At 74.6% G+C, this 17,990-nt stretch carries 17 protein-coding genes; 8 read left to right on the plus strand and 9 right to left on the minus strand.

Annotated elements, in window-relative coordinates; all coding sequences use genetic code 11:
- Positions 1 to 100 precede the first annotated feature (100 nt).
- Genes ACZ6PY_RS18195 through ACZ6PY_RS18205 form a run of 3 tightly spaced genes read right to left on the minus strand, consistent with a single transcriptional unit; the run spans position 101 to position 3,289 of the window.
- Positions 101 to 1,840, minus strand: a complete 1,740-nt coding sequence (locus ACZ6PY_RS18195; RefSeq protein ID WP_466073606.1) for a multicopper oxidase family protein — start codon at positions 1,838 to 1,840, stop codon at positions 101 to 103.
- Positions 1,837 to 2,289 (minus strand): DUF6220 domain-containing protein, encoded by a 453-nt coding sequence (locus ACZ6PY_RS18200; protein WP_466073608.1) that lies wholly within the window; start codon positions 2,287 to 2,289, stop codon positions 1,837 to 1,839. The genes ACZ6PY_RS18195 and ACZ6PY_RS18200 overlap by 4 nt, the downstream gene beginning before the upstream one ends.
- 10 nt (positions 2,290 to 2,299) lie before the next feature.
- Complete coding sequence (locus tag ACZ6PY_RS18205) at positions 2,300 to 3,289, minus strand: carboxymuconolactone decarboxylase family protein (protein ID WP_466073610.1); 990 nt, start codon at positions 3,287 to 3,289, stop codon at positions 2,300 to 2,302.
- 144 nt (positions 3,290 to 3,433) lie between these two features.
- On the opposite strand from ACZ6PY_RS18205, the gene ACZ6PY_RS18210 reads away from it, so the two are divergent.
- The 3 genes from ACZ6PY_RS18210 (at position 3,434) to ACZ6PY_RS18220 (ending at position 6,740) form a co-directional block, all read left to right on the plus strand.
- Entirely contained in the window at positions 3,434 to 4,621 is a 1,188-nt protein-coding gene (locus tag ACZ6PY_RS18210) for a sensor histidine kinase (RefSeq protein WP_466073612.1), read from the plus strand.
- A gap of 53 nt (positions 4,622 to 4,674) precedes the next feature.
- A complete protein-coding gene (locus ACZ6PY_RS18215; RefSeq protein ID WP_466074672.1) occupies positions 4,675 to 5,337 on the plus strand; it encodes a response regulator in 663 nt (220 codons plus the stop codon).
- 119 nt (positions 5,338 to 5,456) lie between these two features.
- Positions 5,457 to 6,740 carry a D-alanyl-D-alanine carboxypeptidase family protein gene (locus tag ACZ6PY_RS18220; RefSeq protein ID WP_466073614.1) on the plus strand — a complete coding sequence of 428 codons (1,284 nt, stop codon included), beginning with the start codon at positions 5,457 to 5,459 and terminating at the stop codon, positions 6,738 to 6,740.
- An 82-nt stretch (positions 6,741 to 6,822) separates the two neighbouring features.
- Here the strand turns inward: ACZ6PY_RS18220 and ACZ6PY_RS18225 are convergent, their stop codons facing one another.
- Positions 6,823 to 7,266 carry an OsmC family protein gene (locus tag ACZ6PY_RS18225; RefSeq protein WP_466073616.1) on the minus strand — a complete coding sequence of 148 codons (444 nt, stop codon included), beginning with the start codon at positions 7,264 to 7,266 and terminating at the stop codon, positions 6,823 to 6,825.
- A gap of 94 nt (positions 7,267 to 7,360) precedes the next feature.
- Entirely contained in the window at positions 7,361 to 7,939 is a 579-nt protein-coding gene (locus tag ACZ6PY_RS18230) for a TetR/AcrR family transcriptional regulator (protein WP_466074673.1), read from the minus strand.
- Positions 7,940 to 8,096: 157 nt separating this feature from the next.
- Between ACZ6PY_RS18230 and ACZ6PY_RS18235 the strand changes: the two genes are divergently transcribed.
- Entirely contained in the window at positions 8,097 to 9,116 is a 1,020-nt protein-coding gene (locus tag ACZ6PY_RS18235) for an aldo/keto reductase (protein ID WP_466073618.1), read from the plus strand.
- A 46-nt stretch (positions 9,117 to 9,162) separates the two neighbouring features.
- Here the strand turns inward: ACZ6PY_RS18235 and ACZ6PY_RS18240 are convergent, their stop codons facing one another.
- Entirely contained in the window at positions 9,163 to 10,140 is a 978-nt protein-coding gene (locus tag ACZ6PY_RS18240) for a helix-turn-helix transcriptional regulator (protein ID WP_466073620.1), read from the minus strand.
- An 89-nt stretch (positions 10,141 to 10,229) separates the two neighbouring features.
- On the opposite strand from ACZ6PY_RS18240, the gene ACZ6PY_RS18245 reads away from it, so the two are divergent.
- A complete protein-coding gene (locus tag ACZ6PY_RS18245; RefSeq protein WP_466073622.1) occupies positions 10,230 to 10,748 on the plus strand; it encodes a VOC family protein in 519 nt (172 codons plus the stop codon).
- 87 nt (positions 10,749 to 10,835) lie between these two features.
- A complete protein-coding gene (locus ACZ6PY_RS18250; RefSeq protein WP_466073624.1) occupies positions 10,836 to 11,327 on the plus strand; it encodes a nitroreductase/quinone reductase family protein in 492 nt (163 codons plus the stop codon).
- A 64-nt stretch (positions 11,328 to 11,391) separates the two neighbouring features.
- On the opposite strand, the gene ACZ6PY_RS18255 is transcribed toward ACZ6PY_RS18250, so the two are convergent.
- Positions 11,392 to 14,634, minus strand: coding sequence for a S8 family peptidase (locus tag ACZ6PY_RS18255; RefSeq protein WP_466073626.1), 3,243 nt, complete (start codon positions 14,632 to 14,634; stop codon positions 11,392 to 11,394).
- A 177-nt stretch (positions 14,635 to 14,811) separates the two neighbouring features.
- Between ACZ6PY_RS18255 and ACZ6PY_RS18260 the strand changes: the two genes are divergently transcribed.
- Entirely contained in the window at positions 14,812 to 15,312 is a 501-nt protein-coding gene (locus ACZ6PY_RS18260) for a SigE family RNA polymerase sigma factor (RefSeq protein ID WP_466074674.1), read from the plus strand.
- Positions 15,305 to 15,991 (plus strand): hypothetical protein, encoded by a 687-nt coding sequence (locus ACZ6PY_RS18265; RefSeq protein ID WP_466073628.1) that lies wholly within the window; start codon positions 15,305 to 15,307, stop codon positions 15,989 to 15,991. The genes ACZ6PY_RS18260 and ACZ6PY_RS18265 overlap by 8 nt, the downstream gene beginning before the upstream one ends.
- Positions 15,992 to 16,001: 10 nt before the next feature.
- Here ACZ6PY_RS18265 and ACZ6PY_RS18270 read toward each other — a convergent pair whose 3' ends face one another.
- Both ACZ6PY_RS18270 and ACZ6PY_RS18275 read right to left on the minus strand, forming a co-directional pair.
- Entirely contained in the window at positions 16,002 to 16,691 is a 690-nt protein-coding gene (locus ACZ6PY_RS18270) for a response regulator (protein WP_466073630.1), read from the minus strand.
- Entirely contained in the window at positions 16,688 to 17,923 is a 1,236-nt protein-coding gene (locus ACZ6PY_RS18275; RefSeq protein ID WP_466073631.1) for a sensor histidine kinase, read from the minus strand. Before ACZ6PY_RS18275 ends, ACZ6PY_RS18270 begins: the two co-directional genes overlap by 4 nt.
- Positions 17,924 to 17,990 lie beyond the last annotated feature (67 nt).

Here is a 17,990-nt window from a genome sequence, read left to right on the forward strand (position 1 = left end):
TACGCCCCGGCGCACCCGGTCCCGGCGGGGCGCGGCCGCGCCCCGCCGGGAGCCGGACCCTCGTCCAGGGATGGCGGACGTGGTCGGCCGCCGCGGAGGATCAGGAGTACATCAGGTGCAGCGTCATCCCGGCATCGGCGTGCGCCAGGTTGTGGCAGTGGTTGGCCCACATGCCGGGGTTGTCGGCCCGGAACGCCACCCGCCAGACCTCGCCGGGGCGCACGTCGAAGGAGTCCAGCCACAACGGGCTTCCCGTCGCCGCCCGTCCGTCACGGGACAGCACCAGGACGTGATGGCCGTGCAGGTGCCACGGGTGCACGGTCTGGGACCGGTTCACGATGGTGAACTCGACGGTGTCGCCGAGGCGTACGACCTGGGGCGGGATGTCCGGGTCGGCGGCGCCGTTGACGGTGTGGGCGTAGCGCGGGAGCAGCCCGCGCAGGTCGAGACCGCGGTCGAGCACCAGGGTGAACGCCCGGTCGACGCGGGACCACGGCACCGGGGCGCTCGTGCCGTAGCGGAGCGGATCCAGGACCGGCCACCCGCCGGTCGCCGTCGACACCGCTCCGGTCGAGTAGACGGCCCGCCCGTCGACGAACAGCGCCACCGGTGTGGCGGGCGCGGTGAACACCAGGTCGTAACGTCCCCCGGCCGGGATGAGCACGGCGGTGTCCACGAGGGACGTCGGGCCCCGCAGGTCGGAGCCGTCGATCGCGGCGACCCGGAACGGTGTGCCGGCCAGGGCGTACCGATGGGTGGTGCTGTCGGTGTTGATCAGCCGGAGCCGCACGGGCGTCCCCGCCCCGACCGACTCGGTTCTCGGCGCCGGCAGCGGACGGCCGGAGAGGGTGTGCACCGGCACCGTGACGTCGACGCCGGTCACCGGCGCCGGGCGCACCACGAGGACGCCGTAGAGCCCCATCCGCACGCCGAGGTCGGACACCGCGTGCGTGTGGTACCAGTAGGTCCCGGCCTGGTCGGCGCGGAACCGGTAGACGAACTCCTGCCCCGGCAGCACCGCGGCCTGCGTGATGCCGGGCACCCCGTCCTGGCTGTTCGGCACGTCGTACCCGTGCCAGTGCAGCGTGACGCCGCGCGCGATGTCCCGGTTCCGCAGCGTCACCTCCAGGACGTCGCCGACGGTGGCGGTCAGCTCCGGCCCGGGCACCTGCCCGTCGAACGCCCACGCCGCGACGTCGCGGCCGCTCACGCGCACCGTCGCCGTCCCGGCCGTCAGGGTGAACCGCCTGGTCGGCTCCCCCACGGTCCGCGCCTCCCCGGGTCCGTGATCATGGGGTACGGCGGGGGCGGCGGCCGGGGCGGCGGCCAGCCCGGTCCCGGTCAGCAGCGCCGCGACCGCCACCACGAGAGCCGCCCGGGAGACCGTCCGCGACGGGGGCGCGCCGAGGAAGCGCCACGAGACCGCGGTCGCCGTGACGACCCCGGCGACCGCCAGCAGCCCCACGCCCGCCGACGCGGGGTAGCCGTGCAGGACCGTCACGAGCAGGGCGGCGCTGTCGGCGTACCCGGCGAACAGGAGCGGGACCGCGACGGCGCGGATGTCGCCCGGGGCCCGCAGCAGCCGCGGCCCGGCGACGACCACGGCCGCGAGCGACAGCGGCGCGGCGATGAGGACCTTCTCCGCCGCGAACCACCAGCCGGCGCGGGCGAGCGCGGTGATCGTGACGGCACGGGCGAGCGTGGCGAGCAGCGCGAGGGCCGCCAGGCCGAGGGCGAGCGGGCGGCGCCGGGCGGCCGACGCGGCGCCGCCGCCCAGCCACCCGGCGGCCGCGAGGACCGCGATCACGAGGTCGGCCGCGAGCAGCGAACCGACGGTCATGCCGGCTCTCCTTCCCGGACGGTCACCGGGACGACCTCGGCCGGCGCGGGGCGGGCCAGCCCACGCGCCCCCCGGACCACGCCGACCACGACGTGCACCGCGACGATCCCGTTCACCGCGTGCAGCCCGGCGACGGTCAGTCCGAACGGTGTGCTGACGCCCGCGCCGTCGGTCATGCCGTTGGCCAGGCCGGCGATGAGCGCCTGCAGGATGACGAGGCCGAGCGGCAGAACCGTCAGTCCGACGAGCCGGCCCGGCGCCCTCGCCAGCGCGGCGAAGCCGATGGTGAGCAGGTTGAGCACCGGGATGACCGCCATCCCGGTGGCGCTGTGCAGCGCGTAGGCGCCCTCGCCGCCGGGCTTCGTGAACGCGCCCACGGCGGCGAACACGAACTGCAGGGCGAACGCGGCGAGCAACAGGCTGCTGGTGATGACGAATGCCTTGCGCATGGTGATCTCCCTAGAGACGAGCCGAGCTCAGAGCCCGGGCGACGTGGTCGGTGGCCGTGATCGCGCCGTACGCGACCAGCCGCACGAGGTCTGCGTCGCCCGGATGGGACAGCCGCCAGAGGGCGACGTCGCCCACGCTGATCGCGCTGGGCGCGAACGCCGCGAGCAGCGCGATCCGCGTCCCGACGCGGTCCGCCCCGGGCACGTCCCGGACCAGGTCGACGGCCCAGTCCGAAGGCCGGTCCGGGAACCGCCCGTCCTCCCAGCGCACGGTCGCGGCGACGGTCTGGCGGGCCACGTCCCCCAGCAGGTCGCCGCCGCGCAGGGCGGCGGTCCGCAGCGACGCGTACGCCACGCCGACCGGGCTGTCCCCCGCCCAGGCCGGTGGCGCCGCCGAGCCGGCGTCGACGAGCGGGAGACCCCGGCCCGGCTCCCGCCCCGCGCGGGCCGTCCGGGCGTACAGCCGGCCACCCACCGACCGCACCACCGGGGAACGCTGCAGGCCGCCGGGCAGCAGATCGGGGTCGAGCAGCGCCGACACGACCCGGTTGATGAAGTGGAAGGCGAGCAGGGTGCCGGTGAGCTCCGGGCCGTGCCGGCCGGTCCAGTCGGCCGCCGCCGGGTGGCGGCTGGTCTCGGCCCAGCGGGCGAGCGCGGCGTGCCCCGGCTCCGGCGGCGTCCCGCCCCGGGCGACGACCTCGGCCAGCGCGTGCTCGCCCAGCGCGTGCAGCAGCATCACGTGCGCGTCGACGCAGAACCGGCAGCGGTTGGCCCGGGACACCACGGACGCCACCAGCTCGCGGTCGACCCGGGAGGCGTCACCGGCGAGCAGGGCCTCGCGCATCAGCGCCCAGGTCGCGGCCAGCAGCTCCGGCACGACCGACAGCGCCTGGAAGGTGGGCACCGGCCCGAGGAACTCGTCCCGCAGTTGGCGGTAGACCTCCGCGGTGAGACCCGTCGCGGCCGACGCCTTCTCGGGGGTGAAGAAGCGGTATGTCATGCGTTCGATGCTTGTCCCGGCGGGTCGGGAAAGCGTCGTGCCGCCGCAGGCACTTGCCCGGCCGCCGATACCACGTCCGCGGTACGCCCCGTCTACCACGGAAGCGGGATGCTCCTCCGCTGACCGCCGTTCTACAGTTCGACCATGCGCCGCGACCTGCCGTACGCCCTCAGCGGCCTCGCCCTCGGTGCCCTCCTGCTCGGCAACGCCGCGATCGCGCCGGACGCCGCGACGGTGGGGCTGGCCGACGTCGCCCTCGTCCTGGTCATGGCGGCGGCCCTGGCGGTGTGCCGGCGGCACCCCGTGGTGGCGGTGAGCCTGGTGACCGCCACCATGCTGGCCCTCCACGTCCGGGTCCATTCCGGGGTGTCCGCGGCGTTCCCCGTCCTCGGCGCCGTCTACGTCGCCGCCTGGCGGGGGCACCGGTCGGTCGCCGCCCTGGCCAGCGTCGTCTTCCTCGGTGGCTTCCTGGCCCGCGACGTGTCGGTGGCGCCCGCCGGCCGGCCCGGCCAGTTGATCGCCGAGCGGACCGCCCTGCTGCTGGGCTGGTTCGTCGCGGCCAACGTCGCCGGGCTCGTCGCGCGGCAGCGCCGGGCGTACCTGGAACAGGTCGAGCAGCGGGCCGTCGAGGCGGAACGCACCCGCGAGGAGATGGCGTTGCGCCGCGCCGGGGAGGAGCGCCTGCGCATCGCCCGCGATCTGCACGACACGCTGACCCACAACATCTCCGTGATCAAGGTGCAGGCCGGGATCGCCGTGCACCTGGCCCGCAAGCACGGCGAGGAACCGTCGGCCACGCTGCTGGCGATCCAGGAGGCCAGCAGCGCCGCCATGCGGGAGCTGCGGGCGACGCTGGACGTCCTGCGCGCACCGTCGGACGGGGATCCCGTCGGGCTGGCCCGGGTGGGCGAACTCGCCCAGCGGACCCGCGCGGCCGGCGTACCGGTGCGGCTGACCGTCACCGGCGAACCCGGGGAGCTGCCCGCCGAGGTCGACCAGGCCGGATATCGCGTCGTCCAGGAGGCCCTGACCAACGTGGCCCGCCACGCCGGCCCGGCCAGCGCCGAGATCCACGTCGAGTACGTCCCGGCACAGCTGACCGTCTCGGTGACCGACGACGGTCAGGCGTCGCCCGTCCGGCCGGTGACACCGGGGGTGGGCCTGAGCGGCATGCGGGAGCGGGTCACCGGGCTGGGCGGCACGCTGCGCGCCGCCGCCCGCGACGGCGGCGGGTTCGAGGTGCGGGCCACCTTCCCGCTCGGCGGACCGGTCCCACCGGCCCGGTCCGACACCGATCGTGTCGGCTCCGACCGGAGCGGGCAGCCGGCATGACCGAGCGCTCGCGCGACGTGCCGCCGGCCCGGTCCGACACCGATCGTGGCGGCGTGGTCCGGGTCCTGCTCGCCGACGACCAGGCCCTGATGCGGGCCGGCTTCCGCGCGTTGCTCGACGCCGAGGAGGGTCTGGAGGTCGTCGGCGAGGCCGCCGACGGCGCCTCGGCCGTCCACCTGTCCCGGCGCCTGCGGCCGGACGTCGTGCTGATGGACGTGCAGATGCCGGGACTCGACGGCATCGAAGCCACCCGGCGCCTCGCCGCCGACCCCGACCTCACCGCGGTCCGCGTCCTCATCCTCACCAACTACGGGCTCGACTCCTACGTCTTCGCCGCCCTGCGCGCGGGCGCCAGCGGGTTCCTGCTCAAGGACGCCGACCCCGCCGACCTGCTGCAGGCCGTCGGCGTCGTGGCGCGCGGCGACGCGCTGCTCGCCCCGGCGGTCACGCGGTCGCTGATCAGCGAGTTCGTGGCCGGCCCACGGCCGGCCGACCCGGCCGCCGGCCGGGACGTGCTGACCGCCCGCGAGCAGGAGATCGTCGCGCTCGTCGCCCGGGGGCTGAGCAACGACGAGATCGCCGAGGGCATGGTGATCAGCCCGCTGACCACGAAGACCCACGTCAATCGGGCGATGACCAAGCTGCACTGCCGCGACCGCGCCCAGCTGGTCGTGTGGGCGTACGAGTCGGGGCTCGTCGCGCCGCGGCGGCGGTGACCGCGCGCCGATCAGGTGCCGCCGCCGGCTTGACCCGGCGACGGCAGTGGTGATACCGAGATCAGCACGCCGGCGGCCGCCCAGCCGCGCGCAGCACCACACGGGGGAGACACATCAGCATGCTCGACTCTGCGACGACCCAGGTGATCCCCGCGGTCCCGCCGCCGCCCCGCCGCCGACGGCGGCGACTCCCGGTGCTGGTCAGCATCCTGACGACCCTGCTCCTGGCCGCCGCCGTGCTGGTGGCTGTCGAACCGCTGCGCCACCCGCTGCCCGCGCCGACCGTCACGCGGACGCTGGCCGCGTCGACGGTCATCCCCGGCAAGGCACCCACGGTGCCGTGGCCGCGGTCCGGGCAGGCCGCCCTCTTCGTGGAGGGCGTCGGGTCCCTGGGCACCTCGGGCGGCGACGAGCCGCTGCCCATCGGCAGCGTGGCCAAGGTGATGACGGCCTACGTCATCCTGACCGAGCACCCCCTCGACCGGGGCGAGCACGGGCCGAAACTCACGGTCAGCGCGGCGCAGGCGGCCGCCTACCCGAGCGAACTGGCGCGCGGCGAGTCCCTCGTCCGGGTCGCCGCGGGCGCCGTCTTCACCGAGCGCCAGGCCCTCCAGGCGGTGCTGCTGCCGTCGGCGAACAACATGGCCCGGATCCTCGCCGCCTGGGACGCCGGCAGCATCGACGCGTTCGTCGACAAGATGAACGACACGGCCGCCGAGCTCGGCATGGACAACACCCGCTACACCGATCCGTCCGGGCTCAGTCCGGAGACCGTCAGCACCGCCGCCGACCAGGTGATCATCGCCCGCAAGGCGATGGCGCTGCCCGCGTTCGCGGAGATCGTGGCCCAGAAGAAGGCCACCCTGCCGGTCGCCGGCGAGGTGCGGAACTACAACTCGCTCGTGGGCCGGGACGGTGTCGTGGGGATCAAGACCGGGTCCACCGACGAGGCCGGCGGGTGCCTGTCCTTCGCGTTCGTCGTCACCGTGGGCGGCCGGAAAATCACCGTTGTGGGCGCCGTCCTCGGGCAGCCCGGCGCCGACACCCCGGTGCAGTTGGAGCGGGTCTTCCGGGTGACCCGGTCGCTGATCCGCAGCGTCAACGCCGCGATCAAGCCGTACCCGGCCGTCCGGGCCGGCGATCCGGTCGCCACGGTCCGCGGGCCGTTCGGCGCCGAGACCACGCTGACCGCCGCGAAGGACCTCTCCGTGGTCGGCTGGCCCGGCCTCCGCGTCAAGCTGGCCACCGAGATCCCGGCGGTGCCGGCCGAGCTGCCCGCCGGATCCGCGCACGGTCGGGTCAGCGCCGCCGCCGGCGGCGGCAAGCCCGTCACGACCCCACTCCAGTCGGGCGTACGGCTCGAGGCCCCCGGCACCTGGGACCGCATCCGCCGGCACCGCTGACCGGGCCGCGGTCACCTCTGCGCGGTGCGGCGGTGCGGCGCGCCGGCACTCCGCCGGCACACCCGGTCACCGCCCGCGAGCCTCAGTCCTCGGGAGAACCCCCGGCCTCGGCGATCGAGATCGGCGTCCCACTTTCCACCGTGCGGGAGACGGTGCAGAGCCGGTCGTGCGACTGCTGCAGTGCGCGGGGCAGCGCCTCACGTGCCCGGTCGCCGTCGGCGCCCGCCGGGAACGTCACCGTGAACGTGACCTCGAGGTTCCGCATCCGGTTGCTCCCGGCCTCGTCCCGGATCTTGTCGCCCGTGGCCTCGACCGTGAACCGGGTGGGCTCGGCACGGCGGCTGGTGATGTAGTCCACGTCCACCGCGGTGCAGCCGCCGATGGCGGCCAGCAGCAGTTCCACGGGGGTAAAGCTGCCGTCCTCCCCCGTGCCCATCGACATCGACCCACCGCGGGCGTTCCGCACGACGTACCGGCCCATGCTGGTGCGCTCGATCTCCACCGAGCGGAAGGTGTCCTCACTCATGCCCGAAAGCTACCCAGGCCTTCGGGTCCCTCAGCCACCGGCCCGGCCGGCCGACTCCGTCCCGCCCGAGCCGGTCCGACGACGGGACGTGTGCTCAGCGCAGGCGAAGCCCGGCGAGGAGGATGTCGACCAGCCGGCGCGCGTCGTAGCGGGGGTCGCTGCCCGCGCCGATGCAGAGATTGCCGACGCCGCGCAGCAGTCCGTAGCCGTCGATGTCGGCGCGGATCTCGCCGGCTGCGACGGCGGCCTTGATCAGGTGGTCGCAGACCGGGACCAGGCGGTCGAGGAAGTAGCCGTGCAGGGCCTGGAAGGCGGCGTCGTCGGACCGTAGCGCCGCGGCGAGGCCGTGTTTGGTGATCAGGAAGTCGACGAACAGGTTGATCCACCGCACCAGGGCGGCGTGCGGTGTGCCGCCGCCGGCGAGCAGGGACGGACCTGCCTCGGCACATGCCTCGATCTGGTGCCGGTAGACGGCGACGATGAGGTCGGCCCGGGTGGGGAAATGGCGGTAGATGGTGCCCACGCCGACCCCCGCCCTCGCGGCGATGTCGCGTACGGGCACGTCGACCCCGGAGGCGACGAACGCGGCCGCGGCGGCGTCCAGCAGGACCTTCTCGTTGCGGCGCGCGTCCGCCCGCTTGCGCGGACCCGGTCGCTCGGCGGCGCTGTCGATGTCGGCCAAGGCTCCGTTACCTCCGTCACAGCATTGGTTATCCGGAACGATGTTCCGTATGTTGGTTATCGGAACCGCGTTCCGCTTAACCAGCGTAGCGACCCGGCGGGCCAACCACCAGCCGGCGCACGCTTCACGTCATCCAGGAGGACCAGTCATGCGCTACCGCACCTTGGGCCGCACGGGTGTGCAGGTCAGCACCCTCGTGCTCGGCGCGATGAACTTCGGCAGGATCGGCAACACCACCCAGCAGGAAGCCACGGCCATCATCGGCACGGCGCTCGATGCGGGAATCAACCTCATCGACACCGCCGACGTCTACAGCGGCGGCCAGTCCGAGGAGATGGTCGGCCGGGCCATCGCCGGCCGCCGGGACGATGTCCTGTTGGCGACCAAGGCCACCCTGCCGATGGACGACGGGCGCAACCACCGGGGCGGTTCGCGCCGCTGGCTGGTCACCGCGCTGGACGACAGCCTGCGCCGCCTCGGCGTCGACCACGTCGACCTCTACCAGATGCACCGGTGGGACCCGACGACCGGTGACGAGGAGACGCTGTCGGCACTGACGGACCTGCAGCGCTCGGGGAAGATCCGCTACTTCGGCTCCTCGACCTTCCCGGCCTACCGCATCGTCCAGGCACAGTGGACCGCCCGGGAGCGGCACCTGAGCCGGTACGTGACCGAGCAGCCGAGCTACTCGATCCTGCAGCGCGGCATCGAGACCCACGTGCTGCCCGTGACGCAGGAGTACGGCATGGGCGTGCTCGCCTGGAGCCCGCTGGCATCGGGCTGGCTGTCCGGCGCGATCCGCGCCGGGCGGGAGATCACCACGAACCGCTCGGGCTTCATGCAGCAGCGTTACGACCTCAGCGTTCCCGCCAACCGCGCGAAACTCGACGCCGTCGAGCAGCTCGCCACGGTCGCCGACGACACCGGGCTCAGCATGATCCAACTCGCGCTGGGATTCGTCACCGCGCACCCGGGCGTGACCAGCGCGATCATCGGCCCTCGCACGGTGGAACACCTCCGCTCGCAGCTCGCCGCCGCGGACACCGTGCTCTCCTCCGACGTGCTGGACGCGATCGACGCGATCGTCGCTCCCGGCGTCGACCTCGCCGCCGACGAGAAGCACGACACCCCGCCCGCCCTGCTCGACCCGGCGCTGCGCCGCCGGTGATCGATCGGCAGGGAGGTGGCCGGGCGGTGACGCGGCGGGGCTGGGCTCACGGTGACCGCCGCCCGGCCCGGCCGGGTCCGGCCGTGGCGGTCTGGAACAGGGCGGCCGTCGACCGGAGGTGATCGGCCAGCTCCGGTGGACCGTCGACCTGGAACGGCAGCCCGATCGACGCCAACCGGAGCGCGTGCCAGTCGAGGGTGTCCGGCGGCGCGAGCCACCGGCAGGTGCCGTCCGGCTGGTCGGTCAGGGTGCCCGGCGGCGGCCCGTGCAGGCGGTCCACCACCCGGGCCGCCGGCGCGTGGATCACGACGTCGGCCGGGTACGTCGGGGCCATCGCCATGGTCCGCTCGGCGACGAAGGCGGCGACGTCCCTCACGGGTACGTCCCTCGTGGCCGCCCGGGCGCCGGTCGCGGCCGCCGCCGTGACCCGGTCCAGCCGGAAGGTCCGCCAGTCGTCGCGGTCGAGGTCGAAGGCGAGCAGGTACCAGCGCCGCCCCGCCGCGACCAGGGCGCGCGGCTCGACGTGCCGGCCCTCGTCGCGGTGCCGGAACCGCAGCCGTTCGTGGTTGGCGATCGCCGCGGCGGCGACGACCAGCGTGTCGGGGTCCACCGCCTCCCCGGCGAGCGTGAACGGGTGGGCCACGGTGGAGGCGGTCAGCGTGTCGACCCGGCGCCGCAGGCGGGCCGGCAGGACCTGGAGCAGCTTGCCCATCGCGCGCACCGCCGCCTCGTCCACGCCGGTCACCGGCTGCGCCGCCGCCGTGCGCAGCCCGATGGCCACGGCGACGGCCTCGTCGTCCTCCAGCAGCAGCGGCGGCATCGCCGCGCCGGCGGTCAACCGGTACCCGCCCGTCCCGCCCTGCTCGGCGTGCACCGGATAGCCCAGCTCGCGGAGCCGGTCGATGTCGCGCCGCACGGTGCGGCCGGACACGCCGAGCCGCCCCGCCAGTTCGCTCCCCGACCACAGCCGGGGGGTCTGCAACAGCGACAGCAGGGAGAGCAGGCGGGCACGCGCGTCGGACATGGCCGCCATTGTGCCGCTCGACTAGGACGGAAGCTGACCTATACGCGACCTACGGTGGCGCAATCCGCTTCGACCCGAGGAGATTCGCCGTGAACAGCACCGCACCCGACGGCTACACGACCGCCGCGCCGTGGATCGTCACCCCGGACACCGGCCAGTTGCTCGACTTCGTCACCGCCGTGTTCGGCGGGGTCGAGCTGGGGCGGGTACGGCTGGAGGACGGGACCATCGGCCACGCCGAGATCCGCGTCGGCGACACCGTCCTGCTCGCCTTCGACCGGCTGCCGGACTGGCCGGCCATGCCGTCGCTGCTGCGGGTCTTCGTCGCCGACGCCGACGCCGCGATCGAGCGCGCGGTCGCCGCCGGAGCCCGGGTGGTCACCGCACCGGCCACCCAGGCCTTCGGCCAGCGGGGCGGCCGGGTGCGCGACCCGTTCGGCAACATCTGGTGGATCAGCGCGGTGGTCGAGGACGTCGCACCCGAGGTGGGAATGCGGCGGCTCGCCGAACCCCGGTACGCCGAGGCGATGCGCGACGCGCAGGAGACCCTGGACCGGGAGCTGAGCGGTCGCACCGACAGCGTCGTCAGCCGCCCGCTGATCGGCTGACGCCCCGCGGGCGCGGTGGACGACCGGCCACCCGGCGCCGCCGGTCCGCCCGGTACCGCGGCTGGCGTCCTGTTCGTACCATCGCCGGTGTCGCCGTTGGAGGTCGCCATGTCGGTCGAGGAACGGGCAGGGAAGCCGAAGCTTCCGCCGCGATGGTTCATCCGGCTGGCCTGGTCGGTGCACCGGGGCCTGTACCGGGCCCTCCGGGGGCGGGTCCTCTGGCGGCCCCGCGCCGACCGCTGGGGCACCCTGCGGCTGTCCACGACCGGGCGCCGCACCGGCCAGCAGCGCAGCGTCATCGTCGCGTACCTGGAGGACGGGCCCAATCTGTTCACCCTGGCGATGAACGGCTGGGGTGAGGGCGAGCCCGCCTGGTGGCTCAACCTGCAGGCGCATCCGGACGCGGCTGTCGACCTGGTCGGCGAGCGGCGGCTCGTCCGCGGGCGCGCCGCGACGGGCGACGAGCGGTCGCGGCTGTGGGCCCGCTGGCGCGAGGTCGAGGCGGACCTCGACGCCCACGCGGCGCTCCGGTCGTCGGAGACCGCCGTGGTGGTTCTGGAACCCCGCCCCGCCGGCTAGGGGCCGGCGGAGGCGCGGTCCGGGGCGGCGCCGTCACGGCCGCCGCCCCGGACCCGCTCGGGAGTCAGGCGATCCGGTAGGCCCGCTGGATCGTCTCGGTCACCGAGTTGCCGGCGGTGTCGGTGGCCGTCAGGCGCAGCGAGACGAAGCCGGGCCGCCGCGGGTGCCTGACGAGGGCGACATCCCGGTGCACCGGCAGCGTGACCCACGTCCGCCCGTCGTCGAACGAGGCCGAGACGCCGAGCGTCCGGTTGGGCCCGGCCGTGGAGCCCGCCAGGCGGTCCAGCGCCACGGGCAGGGCCATCGCCGTGCCCGCCCGGGCCGTGTTCGTGTCGTCGAGGTCGGGCATCGGCCGGGCCGTCGTCAGGGGCAGCCGCTCCGGGGTGACGGTGTGGGCCGAGGTGAAGGTCCACGCCACGGAGACCGACGTCGACAGGGTGTCCGGCGCGCCCCGGGTGACCGTCGCCTCCAGCCGGTAGGTGGCCCTGCCGGCGGGCACCGGGAAGTCCGCGTACCCGCTGTCCGCGGTGGCGATCTCCGTCCCGTCGCGGGACAGCCGGAGGTGGACCGCCAGGTCGTCGCGGCTGGCCGGGCGACCGGTCGCGTCGCCGAACAGGGGCGGCGACGCCACCGAGATGGTGTCGCCGTCGCGGCCCGCGTACGCCAGCGGCGCCAGGGCCGGGGCGCGGCCCACCGTCGGCGCGAACGGGGCGGCGTTCCAGGTCTGGGTGTACGTCCTGCCCGGCGTGAAGGTGGACTCCTGCGTGGTGAGGTTGTCGCCCTCGACGAACGTGGACGTCCAGACGATGCCACCGTCGGTGTTGTAGTACTCGGTGGCCCGGAACGGCAGGTCGAACGAGGTGCTCGATCCGATCGGCCCCGCTCCGCCGGGTGACGCCGCGCGGTGGAGCCGGACGGCGGTCGCCGTGCCGGACTGGCTCCGGTAGGTCGCCTTCACGGTGGCGAGGTTCCTCGGCGACAGCTTCCGGGCGAGGCCGGTGAACATGTCGCCGTGGCGGACGTACGCGAGGTCGTACGTGTAGGGGCTGTTCCGGAAGCTCCCGTCGGGGCCCGGGCGGGCGAGCCCGACGCCCAGCGTCGCGGTGAACTCGGGAGCCGCCACGGCGGGGCCGATCCGGCCGAGGAAGATGCTCGCGAACGACGCCCCGCTGAGCTGGACGCCGGGGTAGCGGAGCCCGTCGTTCCAGTTCGCGCTCACGTTGATCGAGACCGGGGCGGCGTCCCGCTGGGGCACGGTGAGCGCGATCGGCTCGGCGGTACGGGCGTCGAGCGCCTCGGTGACCGGGCCGTGCACGTCCAGGACCGGCTGCACGAGCAGGGTCGACACGTCGCCCTCGTGGATGGTGCTGTACAGCGCGTACCGGCCCTTGGGCAGCCGCAGGATCCCACCGCCCGGCTGACCGGCCAGGGTGGTGAACTCGCCCGTGGCCAGGTTCGCCGCCACGGTCTGGTACTCGGTGGCCGGTCTGCCGTCGCGTCCGGGCTGGTCGATGCGGACGTCGTAGCTCTCGATCTCCCGGTTGAGCGCGAACGGCGTCCGTACCCGCAGGTCGCCGGCGCCGGTGGCGACCAGCGCGCCCTGGTAGACGCCGTCGGCGGCGTCCACCCGCGTGTCCACGGTGATCGTCGCCTGGGCGCGGCCGCCGGCCGGCACCACCAGGTCGGCCGGGCTGACGGTGACCATCCCGGCCGGCGCCGAGGCGATGCTCAGCGCCAGGGTGACCGGCGCGGTGCCGGAGTTGCGGTAGCCGACCACCTGGGTGAACGGGGTGTCGTCGGCGTGGGGCCAGCGCTGGACCGGGAAGTCGATGGCGCCGACCTCCGCGGCGACGGGCTGGGCGACCGCGCGGCCGATGTCCACCCGGCCGACGCCCACCTCGTAGAGGGTGTTCTCGGCGGCCGGCTGGGCCGAGTCCATCAGGGCGGCCTTGAGCTGCGGCCCGGACCAGTCGGGGTGCTGTCCGGCGAGGATCGCGGCGGAACCGGCCACGTGCGGAGTCGCCATCGAGGTGCCCGACATGGAGGCGTAGTCACCGCCGGGGGCTGCCGCCACGATGTCCACGCCCGGCGCGCTGATCTCGGGCTTGATGTGGTTGTCGCCGATGCGGGGACCCTTGCTGGAGAAGTACGCCCGCTGGTCGTCGGCGTCGACGGCGGCGACCGCGAGGGCGTCGTCCGCGGTGGCCGGCGAGGAGACCGACTTCGGCTTCCCCTCGTTGCCGGCGGCGACCACGAAGAGCGTGCCGTACCGGGTACTCATGTCCTGGACCGCGGTCTCCAGCGGGTCGAGACCGGGGGTGTCGGTGCCGCCCACGCTCAGGTTGACGACCCGGGCCCTGGGCGCGGCCCACTGCATGGCCGTGATGATGTCCGAATCCTGGCAGTCGTAGGTGGCGCAGACCTTGCCGACGAGCAGCTTCGCACCCGGGGCCACGCCGCGGGACCTGCCGCCGGAGGCGGCTCCGCTGCCCACGATGGTCGAGGCCACGTGGGTGCCGTGACCCACGTTGTCGGCGGGATCGTTGCCGCCGGTGAAGTCCCGGACCTCCGCGAGGTGTCCGGCGAAGTCGGGGTGGCCGGCGTCGATTCCGGTGTCCAGGACCCCGACGGTGACGCCGGTGCCGTCGAAGCCGGCCTGCCAGGCCGCGGGCGCACCGATGTGCGGCACGCTGTGCTCCAGGGACACCCGGCGCTTGCCGTCGAGCCAGACGTGGCTGACCCCGGCGGCGAGCGTCCGTTCCGACGGCGTGCCGCGGGTGAGTGACGACCAGAGCGTGACCCGGTCGTCGACGTCCGCACGCACGGCGAGCGCGTGGGCGGCGGGCAGGTCGGCCCGCACCCGCCCGGCACCCCCGACGGTGGCGGACCGCGCCTGCGCCGCGGCGTTCTCCGGGTAGGCGACCAGCAGCGGCAGTTCCGGCGCCCGGTCGTCGTAGCCGAACTCGCCGAGCGTGGTGAGGTCGAACAGCCGCCGGTCGAGTCGACCGTCGTGCAGCAGCGGCACCGCGTCCACCGGGACGACGTACCGGTGGCCGCCTTCCCGGGTGCTCACGAACCGCATGCCCGCCCGCCCCGGTGCCCGCTGGATCTCCGGCTGGCCGTCCGCACCCAGCGACACCCGGTCCCCGGTGATCAGGGTGAAGGTGCCGGCCGCGCCCGTGCCCGAGGCCGTGGGCGCGGGCGCGGGCCTCTCCTGCGCGTCGGCGGAAGGGGCCGTCAGGCCCGCCACCGCCAGCGCGGTCGCGAACACCCCGACCGTCAGGGCGCGTCGTTGCCGTCGTCGCACATCGTCCTCTCCGCCACGGGCGTCTCCCGGGACGGCACGATGACGCCTGGTCGGGCCGGCGGGTTGATCATCGCGCGTGTGACCGTGGTCACAATCCCGGCCCGTGCGGCGCGACCCGGCAACGCTGCCCTGTTGCATGCCGCGGTGACGACGGTACGAGGCTCGGGGGCAGGCCGGATGGGTGACGCCGAGGAGTTCGACGCCCTCTACGCGGCCTGCGCGGGACGGATCGTCGGTCACGTCTACATGCTGACCGGCAACCGGGGCGAGGCGGAGGACGCCGTCGCCGAGGCCTTCATGCGGGCCTGGCAGCGCTGGCGGACCGTGCGGGAGGCGGACAGCCCGGAGGCCTGGGTCCGCCGGGTCGCCTCCCGGATCGCGGTGAGCAGCTGGCGCAAGACCTTCAACCGGATCCGCGCGCACCGCCGGGCCGCGGTCGACCAGATCGTGCCCGGCCTCAACGAGGACCACGTCGCCCTGCTGCAGGCGCTGCGGCGGTTGAACGCCAACCAGCGCCGCGCCCTGGTGCTCTACCACCTGAACGATCTCAGCGTCGCCGAGGTGGCCGCCGAGATGCGGGCGCCCGTCGGAACCGTCAAGACATATCTCGCCCGAGGCCGGAGAGCGATGGCGGAGATGCTGACCGAGACGTACCCCGAGGAGACCCACCATGGCTGATCCTCGCGACGACCTCAGGGCGATCGCCGACGGAGTCCGGCGCGTCACGACGCTGCCGCCGGCAGAGGCCCTGCGCCGCCGCAGCGACCGGCGGCGGCGCCGCACCACGGTCACCGGGGCGGCGTTGACCGTGCTGGTGGTGGCCGCCGGCACCGCTCTGCTCCAGGCGCGGGACCACGTCGCGACACCGGACGAGGCTGCCGGCCCGGTCGGTCCGGCGCCGGCGTCGGTCGTGCCGTCCGGGACCGCCTCGACGGAACAGGAGATCCTCGCCGGCCGGCGGCAGACCCTGATCGTGGTGCCCGGCATGGGCGGGGCCGCGCTCGCCGTCGACCGGGACACCGACCGGGTGCGGGCCACCACCGAGCAGGGCATCGACGCCCGGGCCGTGTGGCTGCTGCGCCCCGCGGGCGACAGGTTCCAGATCATGCTGGCCACGCCGGGCGGCGCCGGCCGGCTCTGCATGACCGCCGTGCACGACGCCGCGCCGGGCAGCGTCCGCGCCCGGACGTGCGACCCCGCCCAGCAGGCGCAGCTCTTCAGGATCGAGAAGGTCCCCGACGGGACCTACTCGCTCTTCCAGGGCCGGCGCTACGTCCAGACCGTTGACGGCACCAACGCCCTGGTCCCCGACCTTCCCGAGGGTCTGACCACCACCTACGAGTTCGTCGCACGGTGACCGGCACGCCTCATCCGGTAAGCGGGACCGGGCCGGCGCCGGGGTTGACGAGGCCGGACTCGTACGCGAGGACGACCAGCTGAACGCGGTCGCGGGCGTCCAGCTTCGACAGCAGGTTGCTGACGTGGGTCTTCGCCGTCGCCCGGCTGATGTGGAGGACGTGCGCCAACTCGGCGTTGGACCGGCCGGCCGCGACCTGCACGAGCACCTCGCGTTCCCGCTGCGTCAGCCCGGCCAGCGCGGCCGGCGCCGGCGGCCGGGGCGGAACGGCGTTCCGGACGAATTCGGTGATCAACCGGCGGGTGAGGGTGGGCGTCAGCAGCGCCTCCCCGGCGGCCACCACCTTGATCGCCTCGATGAGATGCTCGGGCGGGGTGTCCTTGAGGACGAAGCCGCTGGCTCCCGCGCGCAGGGCCTCGAACACGTACTCGTCGCGGTCGAAGGTGGTCACCACGAGCACCCGGGTGGTGGACGCCGGATCGTCGTGCGCGATGCGCCGGGTGGCCTCCAGGCCGTCCATGGTGGGCATGCGGATGTCGATGAGCGCCACGTCGGGCCGCAGGGCGTGCACCATCCGGAGGGCCTGCGCACCGTCGGCGGCCTCCCCCACCACGGCCAGGTCGGGGTCGGAGTCGACAAGGACCCGAAAACCGGCCCGGATGAGAGCCTCGTCGTCCACCACCAGCACCCGGACGCTCACCGGTCCGCTCCACCCTCGGGCGCCACGGACACCGGGAACCGCACGGACACGTGGAAACCACCGTCGCGGCGCGGCCCCGTCTCGGCCGTGCCGCCGAACAGCGCGGCGCGCTCCCGGATGCCGACCAGGCCCCATCCCGGCTCCCCGGCCTGCCGGCCCCCGCCGTCCCGGGATCCCTCGTCGGAGACCTCGACCAGCAGCACCTCGTCGGCGTACGAGACGGCCACCCGGGCGCGGGTGCGGCCCGCGTGTTTGACGACGTTGGTCAGGGCCTCCTGGACGATCCGGTAGACGGTCAGCTCCAACGCCGACGGCAGGCCGGGTGGCAGCTCGCCCCGCTCCAACGTCACCTCGACCCCCGAGGACGTCACCTCGGCCACCAGCGCGGGGAGATCGGCCAGAGCGGGCGCCGGGGCGGTGTGGCCCTCACCGCGGACCGCGCCGAGCAGCCGGCGCACCTCGCCGAGAGCCTTGCGGCTGACCGTCTCGATCTCGACCAGGGCCGTGCGGGCCTCGTCCGGCCGGGTGTCGAACAGCAGGCGTCCGACGCCCGAACGCACGGCGATGACGCTGAGATTGTGTGAGATCACGTCGTGGACCTCCCGGGAGACCCGGACCCGCTCCTCGGCGATGGCGAGCCGGGTGCGCTCGGCCAGCTCCCGGCGTTGCCAGGCGGCCATTTCGGTGCGGAAGGCGCGGCGGGTGCGGACCGTGTCGCCGACCAGCCAACCGACCGCCGCCGCGACCACGTGGACGGCGTTCTCCGAACCCCCGTGCAGCCAGGTCGCCACCCACGCGGAGCAGAAGGTCGCGGTGACCACGACGGCCAGGGCTCCGAGCGAGACCCGCCGGCTCATCCGGTCGGCCACGGTGTACATGGCCAGGCCCACGGCGGGCCCGGCGTTGCTGCCGAACGGGGTGTACCCGACGCCGAGGAGGCTGGCGGCCACCGCGCACGCCACCGTGATCGCGAGGACCGGCACGGGCCGTTGTCGCCGGAAGGCCAGCGGAAGCGAGGCGCCGGCTCCCAGGGCCAGGATCGCCAGCGGTGGATCGTCGCCGAGACGGGCGCCGAGCAGCTCCGGCCCGGTGAGGCCCACCAGGAGCGCCACCGCGACGACGGTGTCGACGCGCTGCCAGGCCACCGGCCCGAGTCCGCGCAGCAGCAGCGCGACCCTCCCACTCGGTGGCAGCGCCACCGCCGGTGCGCCCCTGAGATCGCTGTGGCTCATGCCGCGACGGTACCCGCGCGGAAAGCGCCGGCCATCGATCGTCGGGCCCGGTCACGCCTCCGCCTTC

This window comes from Micromonospora sp. NPDC048907 (genome assembly GCF_055586885.1).